Annotated in this window: 11 protein-coding genes; 6 read left to right on the plus strand and 5 right to left on the minus strand. The window is 70.9% G+C overall.

All coding sequences use genetic code 11. The features are described 5' to 3' along the window. Positions 1–251: 251 nt before the first annotated feature. Positions 252–1478: an NYN domain-containing protein gene (locus WN71_RS05890; protein ID WP_046592115.1), complete on the minus strand. Its 1227-nt coding sequence runs from the start codon at positions 1476–1478 to the stop codon at positions 252–254. A gap of 223 nt (positions 1479–1701) precedes the next feature. On the opposite strand from WN71_RS05890, the gene WN71_RS05895 reads away from it, so the two are divergent. Further along, entirely contained in the window at positions 1702–1881 is a 180-nt protein-coding gene (locus tag WN71_RS05895; protein ID WP_046592111.1) for a hypothetical protein, read from the plus strand. Positions 1882–1964: 83 nt separating this feature from the next. Here WN71_RS05895 and dnaE read toward each other — a convergent pair whose 3' ends face one another. Continuing rightward, on the minus strand, positions 1965–5504 hold the full coding sequence (gene dnaE / locus WN71_RS05900) for a DNA polymerase III subunit alpha (protein ID WP_046592112.1): 3540 nt from the start codon (positions 5502–5504) through the stop codon (positions 1965–1967). Between the two features lie 255 nt (positions 5505–5759). Between dnaE and WN71_RS05905 the strand changes: the two genes are divergently transcribed. The 4 genes from WN71_RS05905 (at position 5760) to WN71_RS05920 (ending at position 10561) form a co-directional block, all read left to right on the plus strand. Further along, complete coding sequence (locus WN71_RS05905; RefSeq protein ID WP_046592113.1) at positions 5760–7085, plus strand: DUF2252 domain-containing protein; 1326 nt, start codon at positions 5760–5762, stop codon at positions 7083–7085. Between the two features lie 67 nt (positions 7086–7152). Continuing rightward, positions 7153–7842 carry a hypothetical protein gene (locus tag WN71_RS05910; protein WP_046592114.1) on the plus strand — a complete coding sequence of 230 codons (690 nt, stop codon included), beginning with the start codon at positions 7153–7155 and terminating at the stop codon, positions 7840–7842. A gap of 77 nt (positions 7843–7919) precedes the next feature. Further along, positions 7920–8759 carry a thioredoxin domain-containing protein gene (locus tag WN71_RS05915; protein WP_046592116.1) on the plus strand — a complete coding sequence of 280 codons (840 nt, stop codon included), beginning with the start codon at positions 7920–7922 and terminating at the stop codon, positions 8757–8759. A gap of 140 nt (positions 8760–8899) precedes the next feature. Then, complete coding sequence (locus WN71_RS05920; protein ID WP_046590814.1) at positions 8900–10561, plus strand: alkaline phosphatase D family protein; 1662 nt, start codon at positions 8900–8902, stop codon at positions 10559–10561. A 12-nt stretch (positions 10562–10573) separates the two neighbouring features. On the opposite strand, the gene WN71_RS05925 is transcribed toward WN71_RS05920, so the two are convergent. Continuing rightward, positions 10574–11143 carry a dienelactone hydrolase family protein gene (locus WN71_RS05925; protein WP_046590816.1) on the minus strand — a complete coding sequence of 190 codons (570 nt, stop codon included), beginning with the start codon at positions 11141–11143 and terminating at the stop codon, positions 10574–10576. Between the two features lie 116 nt (positions 11144–11259). Between WN71_RS05925 and WN71_RS05930 the strand changes: the two genes are divergently transcribed. After that, on the plus strand, positions 11260–12369 hold the full coding sequence (locus WN71_RS05930; RefSeq protein ID WP_046590818.1) for a mechanosensitive ion channel family protein: 1110 nt from the start codon (positions 11260–11262) through the stop codon (positions 12367–12369). A 32-nt stretch (positions 12370–12401) separates the two neighbouring features. Here the strand turns inward: WN71_RS05930 and WN71_RS05935 are convergent, their stop codons facing one another. Next, positions 12402–13142, minus strand: a complete 741-nt coding sequence (locus WN71_RS05935) for an SDR family NAD(P)-dependent oxidoreductase (RefSeq protein WP_046590821.1) — start codon at positions 13140–13142, stop codon at positions 12402–12404. 129 nt (positions 13143–13271) lie between these two features. Further along, entirely contained in the window at positions 13272–14846 is a 1575-nt protein-coding gene (locus WN71_RS05940) for a Na+/H+ antiporter (protein ID WP_046590823.1), read from the minus strand. Between the last annotated feature and the right edge of the window lie 73 nt (positions 14847–14919).

A 14919-nucleotide genomic window follows, 5' to 3' on the forward strand; every position in this document is an offset into this window, starting at 1 on the left:
CGCGCAGTTCCCCGCGCCCCTGGGTGGGCGGGCGTGGTGGTCCACTGCGGCTCCGTCGTGCCCGTTCGCGCAGTTCCCCGCGCCCCTTTCGGGGCACGGATGCCGAGGCGCCCCTTCAGGGGCGCGGGGAACTGCGCGGCCGGCCCCCACGGACCCGCGGAGGAGCACGGACCGGAGAAAAGGGGCGCGGGGAACTGCGCGAAAGGCCCCCACCGGGCAGCGGGTGAGGGGAAGGGAGCCCCGAGCGGAGCTCAGGGGTGGTCGGCCGCCGGGGCGTGTTCCGTGGCCGTGCGCGCGTCGATCTCCCGCCAGAACCCCGCCCGAATCGCATAGCGGTCGTTCTCGTCGATCTGGTCGTCCTTGTGGGCCAGCAGACCGAACCGGGCCGCGTACCGCAACAGCTCGCCGTCCACGCGGTGCGGAACCCGCGGGTACATGCCGGACAGCCGCTGGAGATGGACCTGGTCGCCGAGGCGGGCCATCCAGCGCCGGGCGAAGACCTGCCCCACCTCGTAGGGGTCGCCGCCGACCGTGGTGATGTCCTCCTCCCGGTCGGCCCAGCGCTGCTCGGCCGTGGTCAGCTGGGCGAGGGTCGGCATGGAGGCCGCCTCCGGCGTCTCGGCGGCGGTGCCCGGCCGGTCCACCCACCCCTTGTCGGAGGACCAGCGCAGCGTGGCCGTGGTGGGGTGCGGGGCCTGCTGGGCGGCCCCGGGGGCGCGCAGCGCGGCGAGGTCCTTCGGCGTGGGCACGCCCTTGGCGGCGGACCCACGCTCCTGCCCGGCGTGCTCGGCGAGGGCCGCGGGGCGGTGCTCGGCGGGCTCGGCGGGCCGTTCGACGGCGGGCGGCAGCGCGGAGTCGGGCAGCGGCGCCGAGAGGATCGCGGCGATCTCCGGCCGGGGCGCGTGCGGCGGCGGGCAGATCCCGCCCTGTTCCTTGGCCCGGACCGCCTTGGTGATCCAGGTCCGGTCGAGGACGCGCCGCTCGTCGGCCTCGGCAACCAGGTCCTCGGACTGGTTGTAGTCGCCGTCGGCGGCCTGCACGGCCCACAGGTGGACGGCGACGCCGTGCTCCTTGGCGGCCATCATGCCGGGCAGCAGATCGCCGTCGCCGGTGACGAGCACGATGTCGGAGCAGGCGCGGTTGCGGGCCAGCTCGGTGAGCTCGGCGTGCATGGCGGCGTCCACGCCCTTCTGCGCCCAGCGCCCGTCGCTGCGGGTCAGCGCGCCGAGCCGGACGGTGACCCGGGGCATCACGCGCAGCCTGCGGTGCTCGGGCTGCGGGACGCGGTCGGGGGCGCCGTCGAACCAGTAGATGCGCAGCAGGGGCCGTTCCGTGTCGGACTCGGCCTGTTCGCGCAGGCCCTGGATCAGGGCGGTGTGGTCGACGGTGATGCGGGAGCGGGAGGGCTCCCCGGCGAGGAGACTGGCGGCGGCCCCCAGCAGATACCCGGCGTCCACCAGGACGATGCAGCGGTCCACGCGATCCACCCTCTTTCCGGGAGGTTTGCTTCAGGCTTCCTTCGAGTCTGCCCGACCACGCGGAGGTTAACGGCCCGAACTCGATCTTCGGCGTGGCGTTTGCCGGGCAGACTCTCCGACCAGCGTGTCACACACGGTAATTATCCGAAATGCGTTCTTTGTCGGCCTATGTGAATCTGAACGCGGCCCTGGCCCCTAGATCCCCCACAGGAGGCAGATCACCATGGCCAAGAACAAGAACCGCAAGCAGGCCGGCCCTCAGAACCGCGCTTCGCAGGCCGAGAAGTTCTCGGAGCAGGCGCAGCAGACCGCGATGGAGGCGCACAGCTCTCCCGACTCGCGGATCCAGGGCAGCCCGGCGGATGTTGCCCGTAAGCAGCAGAAGCGCTTCGGCCACAACTGATGACGGGGCGTTGAGCCCCACGCACGGCAACAGGGGTGCACCCCGCATCGGGTGCACCCCTTGTTCATGTCCCGCGTGGGCCGCTAACCCGCCAGGCAGGACGGGCCGAGCAGCACCTTCAGGTCGCCGAAGAGCGCCGGGTCCGGCTTCACCCGGTGCCGGTCCAGGCGCAGCACCGTGGTCTTCGTCGGGCCCTGGAGCCTGATGCGGACCTCGCTGTCGCCCTTGTGATGGGTGAGGATCTCGCCGAGGCGGCTGACCATGGGCGGGGTGACACGGGTGGCCGGGATGGTGAGCACCACGGGCGCGTTGGTGCCCGCGTTGGACAGGTCCGGAACCATCAGCTCCATCGCGACGAGCCGCGGCACGTCCTCCCGCTTGTCGAGCCGGCCCTTGACGAACACCACGGCGTCCTCGACGAGTTGGGTCGAGATGAGCTGGTACGTCGCCGGGAAGAACATGCACTCGATGGAGCCTGCGAGATCCTCGACGGTGGCGATCGCCCAGGCGTTGCCCTGCTTGGTCATCTTGCGCTGGAGGCCGGAGATGATGCCGCCGATGGTGACGATCGCGCCGTCCGCGTGCTCGCCGCCGGTGAGCTGGGCGATGCCCGCGTCCGCCTTGTCGGACAGCACGTGCTCCAGGCCGAACAGCGGGTGGTCGGAGACGTAGAGACCGAGCATCTCCCGCTCCTGGGCGAGCAGATACGTCTTGTCCCACTCGTCGTCGGTGAACTGCACGTCGAGTCCGAAGCCGGGCTCGCTGGTCTCCTCCTCGCCCATGCCGCCGAAGAGGTCGAACTGGCCCTCGGCCTCCTTGCGCTTGACCGCGACCACGTTGTCGATCATCGGCTCGAAGTGCGCGGTGAGGCCCTTGCGGGTGTGGCCCAGGGTGTCGAAGGCGCCGGCCTTGATCAGCGATTCGGTGGTGCGCTTGTTGCAGGCGATCGCCTCGACCTTGTCGAGGTAGTCGGGGAAGGAGCCGTACTTGCCCTTGGCCTTGCGGCTCCTGATGATCGACTCGACCACGTTCGTGCCGACGTTGCGCACGGCCTCCAGGCCGAAGAGGATCACGTCGTCGCCCTGTGCGGCGAAGTTGTGCACCGACTCGTTGACGTTCGGCGGGAGCACCTTGATGCCCATGCGGCGGCACTCGTTGAGGTAGACGGCCGACTTGTCCTTGTCGTCCTTGACGGAGGTCAGCAGACCGGCCATGTACTCGGCGGGGTGGTTCGCCTTCAGGTACGCGGTCCAGTACGACACCAGGCCGTACGCGGCCGAGTGCGCCTTGTTGAACGCGTAGCCGGCGAACGGGACCAGCACGTCCCACAGGGCCTGGATGGCCTCGTCGCTGTAGCCGTTCTTCTGGGCGCCGGCCTGGAAGATGGTGAAGTTCTTGGCCAGTTCGTCGGGCTTCTTCTTGCCCATGACGCGGCGCAGGATGTCGGCCTCGCCGAGCGAGTAGCCGGCGATGATCTGCGCGGCCTTCTGCACCTGCTCCTGGTAGACGATCAGGCCGTAGGTGACCGCGAGGACCTCTTCGAGCGGCGCCTCCAGCTCCTTGTGGATCGGGGTGATCTCCTGGAGCTTGTTCTTGCGCAGCGCGTAGTTGGTGTGCGAGTCCATGCCCATCGGGCCCGGACGGTAGAGCGCGGAGACGGCGGAGATGTCCTCGAAGTTGTCGGGCTTCATCAGACGCAGCAGCGAACGCATGGGGCCGCCGTCGAACTGGAAGACGCCGAGGGTGTCGCCGCGCTGGAGCAGTTCGAAGGTCTTCGGGTCGTCCAGCGGCAGCGCCAGCAGGTCGAGGTCGATGCCCTTGTTGGACTTCACCATCTTGACGGCGTCGTCCATGATCGTCAGGTTGCGCAGGCCGAGGAAGTCCATCTTCAGCAGGCCGAGCGACTCGCACTGCGGGTAGTCCCACTGCGTGATGGTCACGCCGTCGGTGTGCCGCACCCAGATCGGGGCGTGGTCGACGATCGGCTCGCTGGACATGATCACGCCGGCCGCGTGCACGCCCATCTGCCGGACCAGGCCCTCGACGCCCTTGGCGGTGTCGATGACCTTCTTCACGTCCGGCTCGTTCTCGTACATCCCCCGGATCTCGCCCGCCTCGCTGTAGCGCGGGTGGGTCGGGTCGGTGATGCCGTTGAGGTCGATGCCCTTGCCGAGGACGTCGGCGGGCATCGCCTTGGTGAGACGGTCGCCCATCGCGTACGGGTAGCCCAGCACGCGCGCGGAGTCCTTGATCGCGTTCTTGGCCTTGATCTTGCCGTAGGTGCCGATCATGGCGACCTTGTCGGAGCCGTACTTCTCCGTCACGTAGCGGATCACCTCGACGCGCCTGCGCTCGTCGAAGTCGATGTCGACGTCGGGCATCGAGATGCGCTCGGGGTTGAGGAACCGCTCGAAGATCAGGCCGTGCGGGATCGGGTCGAGGTCGGTGATGCCCATGGCGTAGGCGACGATCGAACCGGCCGCGGAACCACGGCCGGGGCCCACCGCGATGCCCTGGTTCTTGGCCCACATGATGAAGTCGGCGACGACGAGGAAGTACCCCGGGAACCCCATCTTGATGATGACGTCCATCTCGTACTCGACCTGCCGCTGGCGGTCGTCGGGGATGCCGCCGGGGAAGCGGCGCTCCATGCCGCGGCGGACCTCCTCCTTGAACCAGGTGATCTCCGTGTAGCCGTCGGGGATGTCGAACTTCGGCATGAGGTTCTTCTCGACGAACATGCCGGTGGTGTCGACCTGCTCGGCGACCAGGAGCGTGTTGCGGCAGCCCTCCTGCCAGGCGTCCGAGGAGTCGACGGCGTACATCTCGTCCGTGGACTTCAGGTAGTAGCCGGTGCCGTCGAACTTGAAGCGGTCGGGGTCGGAGAGGTTCTTGCCGGTCTGGATGCACAGCAGGGCGTCGTGGGCGGTCGCCTCGTGCGCGTACGTGTAGTGCGAGTCGTTGGTGACCAGCGGGGGGATGCCGAGCTTCTTGCCGATCTCCAGGAGGCCGTCGCGGACCCGGTGCTCGATCTCGATGCCGTGGTCCATCAGCTCCAGGAAGTAGCGGTCCCTGCCGAAGATGTCCTGGTAGTCGGCGGCGGCCTTCAGGGCCTCGTCGAACTGGCCGAGGCGCAGCCGGGTCTGGAGCTCGCCGGAGGGGCAGCCGGTGGAGGCGATCAGCCCCTCGGACCACTGGGAGATCGTCTCCTTGTCCATCCGGGGCCACTTCTGGAGCCAGCCCTCGGCGTACGCGTCCGAGGAGAGCTTGAAGAGGTTGTGCAGGCCCGTCGCGTTCGCCGCCCAGATCGTCTTGTGCGTGTAGCCGCCGGAGCCGGAGACGTCGTCGCGCTTCTGGTGCGGCTGGCCCCACTGGATCTTGCGCTTGTTGCGCCGCGACTCGGGGGCGACGTACGCCTCGATCCCGATGATCGGCGTGACCCCCGCCTTCTTGGCCGTGTGGAAGAAGTCGTACGCCCCGTGGAGGTTGCCGTGGTCGGACATCGCGATATGGGTCATGCCCATCTCGTTGCACGCGTTGAACATGTCCTTCAGCCGCGCGGCACCGTCCAGCAGCGAGTACTGGGTGTGGACGTGCAGGTGCGTGAAGGGCGTCTTCGACACGGTTTCTGCCTCCGGCGTCAGGTCTGGGGGACAGCGTCGAAGTCTATGCCCCGGCACTGACACTCGCCGGAGGACTGACACGCGACGGGCTCGCTTGCGTACCTTCGTCCAGGGGCCCGCGGGCGCTCCCGCGGGTTTTCCGCCCTCGGCGGCCGCGGGCACTCCGGCGGCCCCCCGCCCGTTGAGACGGCGAGGAAGCCGTCGCACAAGACCGTGCGGGCCCGTCCCGTTCCACGCACCAGGAGGCACCCAGCGATGTCGGCACCCCAGCTCAACGAAGAGCAGCGCGGCGAGGAGATCCTCGGCGTCTTCGACACCGCCTTCGGCGAGCTGCTCGCCGCCGACCCGGCCGCGTTCCGCGTGAAGTTCCGCAAGATGGCGGCCTCGGCCTTCGCCTTCTACCGGGGCACGGCCTGCCTCTTCTACCACGACCTGGACGCGGAGAAGCGGGGCGGCCCGTTCCTGGACGAGCGCACCTCGCGCGTGTGGATCCACGGCGACCTGCACGCCGAGAACTTCGGCACGTACATGGACTCCAACGGCCGCCTGGTGTTCAACGTGAACGACTTCGACGAGGCGTACGTCGGCCCCTTCACCTGGGACCTCAAGCGCTTCGCCGCCTCCATGGCCCTCGTGGGGTACGCCAAGGCGCTCAGCGACGCGCAGATCAGCGAGCTGGTCACGGTGTACGCGTCGGCGTACCGCGAGCGCATCCACGCGCTGGCCACGGGCGCCAAGAGCGACGAGGTGCCGCCCTTCACCCTGGACACCGCGGAGGGCCCGCTGCTGGGCGCGCTGCGCGCGGCCCGCTCGCTGACCCGCTTCGAGCTGCTCGACTCCATGACGGAGATCCGCGACTTCGAGCGCCGCTTCGCCTCCGGCGGCGGCGCGATCGAGCTGGACGCCGCCACCCGCTACAAGGTGCTCGCGGCCTTCGACGGCTACCTGGAGACGCTGCCCGAGACCTCGCTGACCCGCCCGGACTCCTACCGCGTGAAGGACGTCGTCGGCCGCCGCGGCATCGGCATCGGCTCGGCCGGCCTGCCGTCGTACAACATCCTCCTGGAGGGCTCCAGCGACGCCCTGGAGAACGACGTCGTGATCTACATCAAGCAGGCCCAGACCCCGGCCGTCTCGCGCCACATCACCGACCCGCAGATCCGGGGCTACTTCCTGCACGAGGGCCACCGCACGGTGATCTCCCAGCGCGCCCTCCAGGCGCACGCCGACCCGTGGCTCGGCTGGACCGAGCTGAGCGGCACCGGTCAGCTCGTCGCCGAGGTCTCGCCGTACGCCGTGGACCTGGACTGGGACGACATCGACGACCCGGAGGAGATCGCGGCGGTCGTCGCGGACCTGGGCCGCTCCACCGCGACCATGCACGCGGCGGCCGACGACCAGTCCGGCGAGTCGCTGGTGCCGTTCTCCACCGAGCGCGCCATCGACGCGGCGATCGCGGCCGACGAGGAGGGCTTCGCGCCCCTGCTGGTCGACTTCGCGCACGCCTACGGCGCCCGCGCGCGGGCCGACCACCAGACCTTCGTCGACCTGTTCCGCAACGGAAGGATTCCGGGTCTGTAACCACCCGGCCGCTCACAGGGACCCTTTAGGGATCCCCTACAGGAGCGCGTGACAGACTCTCCCCGCCATGGACATATCCGGGACCCCGATCAGAGCCGTACGCGCGGCGCTGTTCACGGCTGTGGTCGTGACGCTCAGCACCGCGTCGCACGTCCTGCTGTCACGGGTCCCGCTGCCGGTGAGCACGGTGGCCGCGGTCGCGGCCGCCGTGTTCCTGCCGGCCTACACGCTGGCCGGGCGCGAGCGCGGCTTCGGCCGGATCGCCGCGCTGCTGATCCCGCTCGAGCTCGCCGCCGACACCGTCTTCACCACCGGCCAGCAGGTCTGCTACGGCCGCGCGGGCGGCCCCGTCGCGGGCCCGCTGCGCTCCGTCGGCTTCGACGTGCTGTGCGCCCACGGCGCCCCCGTCGCCACCCCGCTGGCCCGGGTCGCGGGCACCGACCCCGACCGGCTCGCGACGCTGCTCGCGCACGCCGACCCGGCGACCGCCTGGCTGCTGCTCGGCGCGCACATCGGGGTCGGCCTGCTCGCCGCCGCCTGGCTGCACCGGGGCGAGCGGGCGCTGGACCAGCTGCTGCGCGCGGTGACCGCGACGACGTTCCGGCCGCTGCTGGTGGCCGTCGCCGCGGTCACGGTGCGGCCCGCCCCGGCCCTGCGCCGCCCGGCCCGCCCGGTCCGCCGTACCGCCACCGTCCGGGACCTGCTCCTCGCGCACTCCCTGGGACGGCGCGGACCGCCCTGCCCGGCCGCCGCCTGACGGCATCCCGAGCACCGGCAGTCCCCACCCCTTTTTCCGCGCACCACAGGTGCGCGTCCCCCTTGGAGAACACCACCATGAGCAAGCGGAACAGCCAGCAGGCCAAGAACGCGGCGCGCGAGCGGCTGCGCCTGGAGCGGGAGAAGCAGGCCAAGCGGGCCAAGGTCAAGCGGCAGGTCGTCGTGGCCGCCTCGGTCGTGGCCGTGCTGGCCGCCGCCGGCGGTATCGGCTACGCCGTCGTGCAGGCCAACAAGCCCAGCTACTGGGAGGGCCTGAAGGACGCGAAGGTCGTCGCGCCCGCCCACACCACCGGCACCAACGGCACCACGGTCGTCATCGGCAAGGACAGCGCCAAGAAGACCCTGAAGGTCTACGAGGACCCGCGCTGCCCGATCTGCGCCCAGTTCGAGGAGACCGTCGGCAAGACCGTCGAGAAGGACCTCTCCGACGGCAAGTACAAGATCCAGTACACCGGCGGCACGTTCATCGACGGTGACTCGCTCGGCAAGGGCAAGATCGGCTCCAACGGCGAGGGCTCGAAGAACGCGATGAGCGCCATGGGTGCCGCGCTCAACGTGAGCGACGACGCGTTCATCCAGTACAAGTACGCCCTCTACTCGAAGAAGTGGCACCCCGAGGAGACGGACGACAAGTTCAAGGACGACAACTACCTGATCAAGGTCGCGAACACCGTCCCCGCGCTGAAGAACAACACCGCGTTCCAGAACGCCGTGAAGAAGGGCACCTACGACGCCTGGGCGCTCGCCATGTCGAAGACCTTCGACACCAACAAGGACGGCGTGACGGGCACCCCGAGCTTCGTCATGAACGGCAAGATGCTCACCACCTCCGACGGCAACCCGCCGATGACGGTGGCGGACTTCAACTCCGTGGTGGGCGCGGCGCTCAAGGGCTGACCGCGGCCCTGCCCGAAGGCTGATCACCTTCGCGCTCAAGGGCTGAGACGGCCGGTTTCCACAGGGTGGACACGGAACGGCGGGCGGACTTTCACGAGTTCGCCCGCCGTTGTTCATACCGATCAGTAACCTGGTCGTTCGTGACCAGTCGACACAGACCCTCCGAGGTCGTCAACTCCCTTTCTCCTCGCCGCCGTACGGTCGTCAAGGCCGCGGCGGCGACCGCTGTCCTGGGCGTGCCGCTCGCCGCCGCCCTGCCGGCCCGCGCCGACGCGCAGGCCCCCGCCTTCCTGCACGGTGTCGCCTCCGGCGACCCGCTGCCCGACGGCATCCTGCTGTGGACCCGGGTGACCCCCACCGCCGAGGCCGCCCCGGGCTCGGGGCTCGGCCCCGACACCGAGGTGAGCTGGATCGTCGCGAAGGACAAGGCGCTGACGACCGTCGTCGCCAAGGGCTCCCTCACCGCCACGGCCGCCTCCGACCACACCGTCAAGGCCGACATACGCGGCCTGGAGCCGGCCACCGACTACTGGTTCCGCTTCTCCGCCGGCGGCACCGACTCCCCGGTGGCGCGCACCCGCACCGCGCCGGCGGCGGACGCGACCGTCACCGGCCTGCGCTTCGGCGTGGCCACCTGCGCCAACTGGGAGGCCGGCTACTTCGCCGCCTACCGCCATCTCGCGGCCCGCAGCGACCTGGACGCGTGGCTGCATCTCGGCGACTACATCTACGAGTACAAGTCCGGCGAGTACGCGGCCCGGGGCACCGTCGTACGCCCGCACGCGCCCGCCAACGAGATCATCACGCTCGCCGACTACCGCACCCGGCACGGCAAGTACAAGACCGACCCCGACCTCCAGGCCCTGCACCTGAAGGCCCCGGTCATCGCGATCTGGGACGACCACGAGTTCGCCGACAACGCCTGGTCGGGCGGCGCCGTCAACCACACCGAGGGCGCCGAGGGCGCCTGGACGGACCGTCAGGCCGCCGCCAAGCAGGCCTACTTCGAGTGGATGCCGGTCCGCCCCGCCCTCGCCGGCACCACCTACCGCCGCCTGCGCTTCGGCAAGCTCGCCGACCTGTCGCTGCTCGACCTGCGGTCCTTCCGCTCGCAGCAGGCCTCCTCCGCCAGCGGCTCGGTCGACGACCCGGACCGCACCATCACCGGTCGCGCCCAGCTCGACTGGCTGAAGGCCGGGCTGAAGGCGTCCGACACCACCTGGCGGCTGGTCGGCAACTCCGTGATGATCGCCCCGTTCGTCGTCGGCTCCCTCACCGCCGACCTGTTCAAGCCGCTCGCCAAACTGCTCGGGCTGCCCCAGGACGGCATCGGCGTCAACACCGACCAGTGGGACGGCTACACCGACGACCGCCGCGAACTCCTCGGCCATCTGCGGTCCAACGCCATCGGCAACACCGTCTTCCTGACCGGCGACATCCACATGTCGTGGGCCAACGACGTGCCGGTGGACGCGGGCACCTACCCGCTGTCGGCCTCCGCGGCGACCGAGTTCGTCATCACCTCGGTCACCTCCGACAACCTCGACGACATCGTCAAGGTCCCCGAGGGCACGGTCTCCGCGCTCGCCGCCCCGCTCATCGAGGCCGCCAACCGGCACGTCCACTGGGTCGACACCGACCGGCACGGCTACGGCGTGCTGGACATCACCGCCGACCGCGCGCAGATGGACTACTACGTCCTGTCCGACCGCACGTCCGCCACCGCGACCTCCGCCTGGGAGCGGTCGTACCGCACGCGCAGCGGCACGCAGAAGGTCGAGCGGACGTACGACCCGGTGTAGTGCCCTGACCGGCTAGAGCGTGTCGAGGAAGCCGAGCGCCACCCGCCAGGTGGCCTCGGCCGCCTCCGCGTCCCAGTCCGGGAGTTCGGGGTCGGTGTACACGTGACCCGCTCCCGCGTAGCGGTACACCTCCACGTCGGCGCCGGCGCGGCGCATCTGGAGATACCAGGCGCTCAGCCAGTCGTCCGTCTCGAACGGGTCGGGTTCGGCCACGTGCAGCTGGACCGGGAGCTCGTCCACCGTGACGTTCGGCGCGAGGTCCGAGGTGCCGTGCAGGAGCAGCAGCCCGCGCGCCCGCTCGTCGCCGAGGGCCAGCGTCTGCGCCAGCGAGGCGCCGAGCGAGAGGCCCGCGTACACCAGGCCGCGCTCCGAGTACGGCGCCGCGGCCAGCACGGCTCTCTTCAGCAGCTCGTCCTTGCCGATCTCCTCGCGGCAGGCCATGCCCTCCTCGACCGTCTCGAAGGTGCGCCCGTCGAACAGGTCCGGGGTCCACACCTCGTGACCCGCGGCGCGCAGCCGGTCCGCCGCGTCACGGACCGCGGGCCGCAGCCCGTACGCCGAGTGAAAGAGCATGATGTTCATGGGGCCATGGTGCCAGCCGGGTACGACAACGCCCGAACGGCGCTCGCGCGCGGCTACCCGGCGCGGCCTCGAACACACATGTTCAAGGCACCGGTGGGCCGGTTAGGTTCGAAGGCATGGAGAACGTGCTCCGCCCGCTGATCGTGGTCGGCGGCTCAGTCGTCCTCACTCTGGTGATCGGCTGGGCCACCGACTTTCTGTTGCGCAAGGCCGACGAACGCCGCAGCGACACCCCTCTGTGGGGGCTGCTGCGGCGCGGCCGCGTCCCCTACCAACTGGTCATCTGCGCCGCCCTGCTCAGAGGCTCCTACGACCAGGCCGAACTGCTGGAGGAACACCGGGTCGGCATCGGCCGCGCCCTGACGCTGGTGCTGATCGGCGCGGCGGCCTGGCTGGTGATCCGGATCACCGGCGCCGTCGTCGAGTCGTCGTACGCCCGCTACGCGCAGTCCCGCGCCCAGCGCGACCCCGCCAAGGTCCGCCGGGTACGCACCCAGGTGTCGCTGATCATGCGCGTGGTGTCGGCGATCGTCGGCGTCGTGGCCGTCGCCTCGATGCTGCTGACGTTCCCCGCGATGCGGGCCGCCGGTGCCTCGCTGCTGGCCTCGGCCGGCGTGCTCGGCATCGTCGCCGGTGTCGCCGCCCAGTCCACCCTCAGCAACCTGTTCGCAGGCCTCCAGATCGCCTTCGGCGACATGGTGCGGCTCGGCGACACGGTGGTGGTGGACGGCGAGTGGGGCACGGTCGACGAGATCACGCTGACCTTCCTCACCGTGCGGACCTGGGACGACCGCCGGATCACCATGCCGGTGTCGTACTTCACCTCGAAGCCGTTCGAGAACTGGTCGCGCGGCACCCCGCAGATGACCGGCATCGTCTACTGGCACCTCGACCACACCGCGCCCGTGGAAGCGATGCGGGACAAGCTCCGCGACATCCTGCGCCAGTGCCCGGCCTGGGACGGGCGCGACTACGGCATCGCGGTGACCGACACCACGCCCAACACCCTCCAGGTGCGCGCCCTGGTGACGGCCAAGGACGCCGACGACATCTGGACGGTCCGGGTCACGGTCCGCGAGCGGATGATCCGCTGGCTGGTCGAGGAGCACCCGTACGCGCTGCCGCGGGTCTCCACCTCCGCAGCGGTGCCGCCGCCGGCCACCCCGCAACTGGCCGCCGACCGACTGTCCCGCAACGGCCTGCCGCCCCGCACGGGCCGCGGCTGAGCCCGCGGTCCCGGGGCCTGTCGCAACACGCCCTAGTGGCCCCGCTCGGCGCCGCCGTTGACCTGGACGATCTGGGACGTGATGTGGGCGGCGCCGGGCGAGGCGAGCCAGTGCAGGGTGGCGGCGACGTCGCCGGGCTCGCCGGCCCGGCCGGTCGCGGTCTCGGCGACCAGCCTCGCCCGCCGCTCCTCGGCGACCGGGCCGCCGAAGAACTCGGTGTCCTGCACATAGCCGGGCGCGACCACGTTCACCGTGATCCCGCGCGGGCCGAGCCGGCGGGCCAGATCGTGGGCGTACGGGTGCAGGGCGGCCTTGGACGCTGCGTACGCCCCGGTGCCCGAGCCGCGGAACGCGGCGATGGAGCTGAGGAACAGCACCCGGCCGCCCGGCTCGGCGAGCCGGGCGGCCAGCGCCTCGGTGAGCAGCGCGGCGGTGAGCGTGTTGCCGCGGAAGTTCACGGTCCAGTCGTGCGCGACGGCGTCCAGCGGGTCGTCGCCCGCCGCGGCGGGCTCCAGCCCCCCGTTGCCGCCCGCGCAGTGCACCAGGACGTCCACGGTGCCGAGCTCGTCCTTCACGAACGCGGCGACGCCCCGTACGGCGGCCGGCTCGGCGAGGTCGGCGGCATACGTGAGCGCGTCCGGCACCCCGGCCTTCTCCAGCACCTGTGCCCGCCGCCCGAGCAGCAGCACACGGTCGCCGTCGGCAGCGAAGAGCCGCGCCGCGGCGAGCCCGATCCCCGTACCCCCACCACTGACCACCACGTTACGAGCCATGAACCGAGCGTACGCACCCACCGACCCCCCGCGGGCAGGCACGCCCCAAAGGGGCGCGGGGAACTGCGCGACAAGCCGCGACGCACCCGCACAGGCCCACAAGCTCCCGGCCGGGCCGGGCCCGGCACCTCACCGAAGGCTCCGCACGTCCAGATGCCGCAGCACCCGGTCCACGATCTCCGGATCGGCCCCCGGTTCGCTGCGCGCCGCGAGCACCTCGTGCCGCGCCGCGCTCAGCAGCTCCGCCTGGATCCGCCGCACCCGCTTCACCCGGCGCCGTACCTCCCGCCGTTCCTCGTCCCCCAGCTCGGGAGAGATCCGCACGCCGATGTCGAGCGCCTGCCGCAGCATCCGCTCGGACAGCTCGTCCGGCAGCTCCTCCACCGCCTCGATCTCCCGCAGCCGGCGCTTCGCGGCCTTCGCCGCCCGTACCGCGAGCTCCCGCTCGAACTCCTTCTCCCGGACGGTGTCCGCCTGCACCCCGAGCCGGCGCACCAGCCACGGCAGGGTCAGCCCCTGGAGCACCAGCGTGCCGAGGATCACGCCGAACGCGATGAAGACGATCTCGTCCCGGTCGGGGAAGGGCTTCCCGGCGTCCGTCGACAGCGGGATCGCGAGCGCCAGCGCCACCGACGCCACCCCGCGCATCCCCGACCACCACATGACGACGGTCTCCCGCCAGCTGGTCGGGATGTCCTCGTCGTAGTCGCGCTTGGCGTGCAGCCGCTTGGTCAGCCAGGTCGCGGGCAGCAGCCACAGCAGCCGTACGAGGACCACCACGCCGAGGATCGCGGCGGCCCAGCCGAGCAGCTCGCCCCAGCGGCCGGACGCCGTCCTGAGCGCGTTGTGCAGCTCCAGGCCGATCAGACCGAAAGCGACGCCGGTGACGAGCGTGTCGACGATGTCCCAGAAGGTGTGCCCGGCCAGCCGGGTCATGACGTCGTCGGCGTCGAGGGCGTACTCGGCGAGGAACAGCGCGGTGGTGAGCACGGCGAGCACCCCGGACCCGTGCAGCTCCTCCGCGATCACGTAGGAGACGTACGGCACCAGCAGGGTCAGCCCGATCTGGAGGGTGGCGTCCCCGAGCACGTCGAGCAGCTTGTTGGCGCCCCAGCCGAGCCCGAGCCCGACGGCGACCGCGACCACGGCGGACAGCACGAGGTCGAGGGCGGCCTGGCCCGTGTGGAACGTTCCGCTGACGACCGCGGCGATCGCCACGTGGTAGAGCACGATGGCCGTCACGTCGTTGAACAGGCCCTCGCCCTCCAGGATCGAGATCAGCCGGCGCGGCAGCCCCAGCTGCCCCGCGACGGCCGTCGCGGCGACCGGGTCGGGCGGGGCGACGAGCGCGCCCAGCGCCACGGCCGCGGCCACCGGCATCCCGGGCACGATCTTGTTGGCGACGAAGGCGACGCACACCGTGGTGACGAAGACCAGCGCCACGGCGAGCAGGAAGATCGGCCGCCGGTTGGCCGCGAACTGCCGCCAGGAGGTGCGCCGGACCGCCGCGTAGAGCAGCGGCGGCAGCAGGGCGGGCAGGATCAGCTCGGGCGGGATGTCCACGTTGGGGACGAAGTCCAGCACCGCGAGGACGATCCCGAACAGGGTCATCAGCACCGGTGAGGGCAGCCCGAACCGGTCCCCCACCGGAACGCTCACCAGGGCCCCGACGAGCAGCACGAACAGCAGGGCCAACTGATCCACGGTCAGCGCTCCGGGGAGTTCGACGGTCGCACGGCAGAGCCCAAGCCTGCCACGGCGGCCCTGCCCGCGGCCC

The sequence above is a fragment of the Streptomyces mangrovisoli genome, assembly GCF_000974985.2.
Lineage (GTDB): Bacteria > Actinomycetota > Actinomycetes > Streptomycetales > Streptomycetaceae > Streptomyces > Streptomyces mangrovisoli.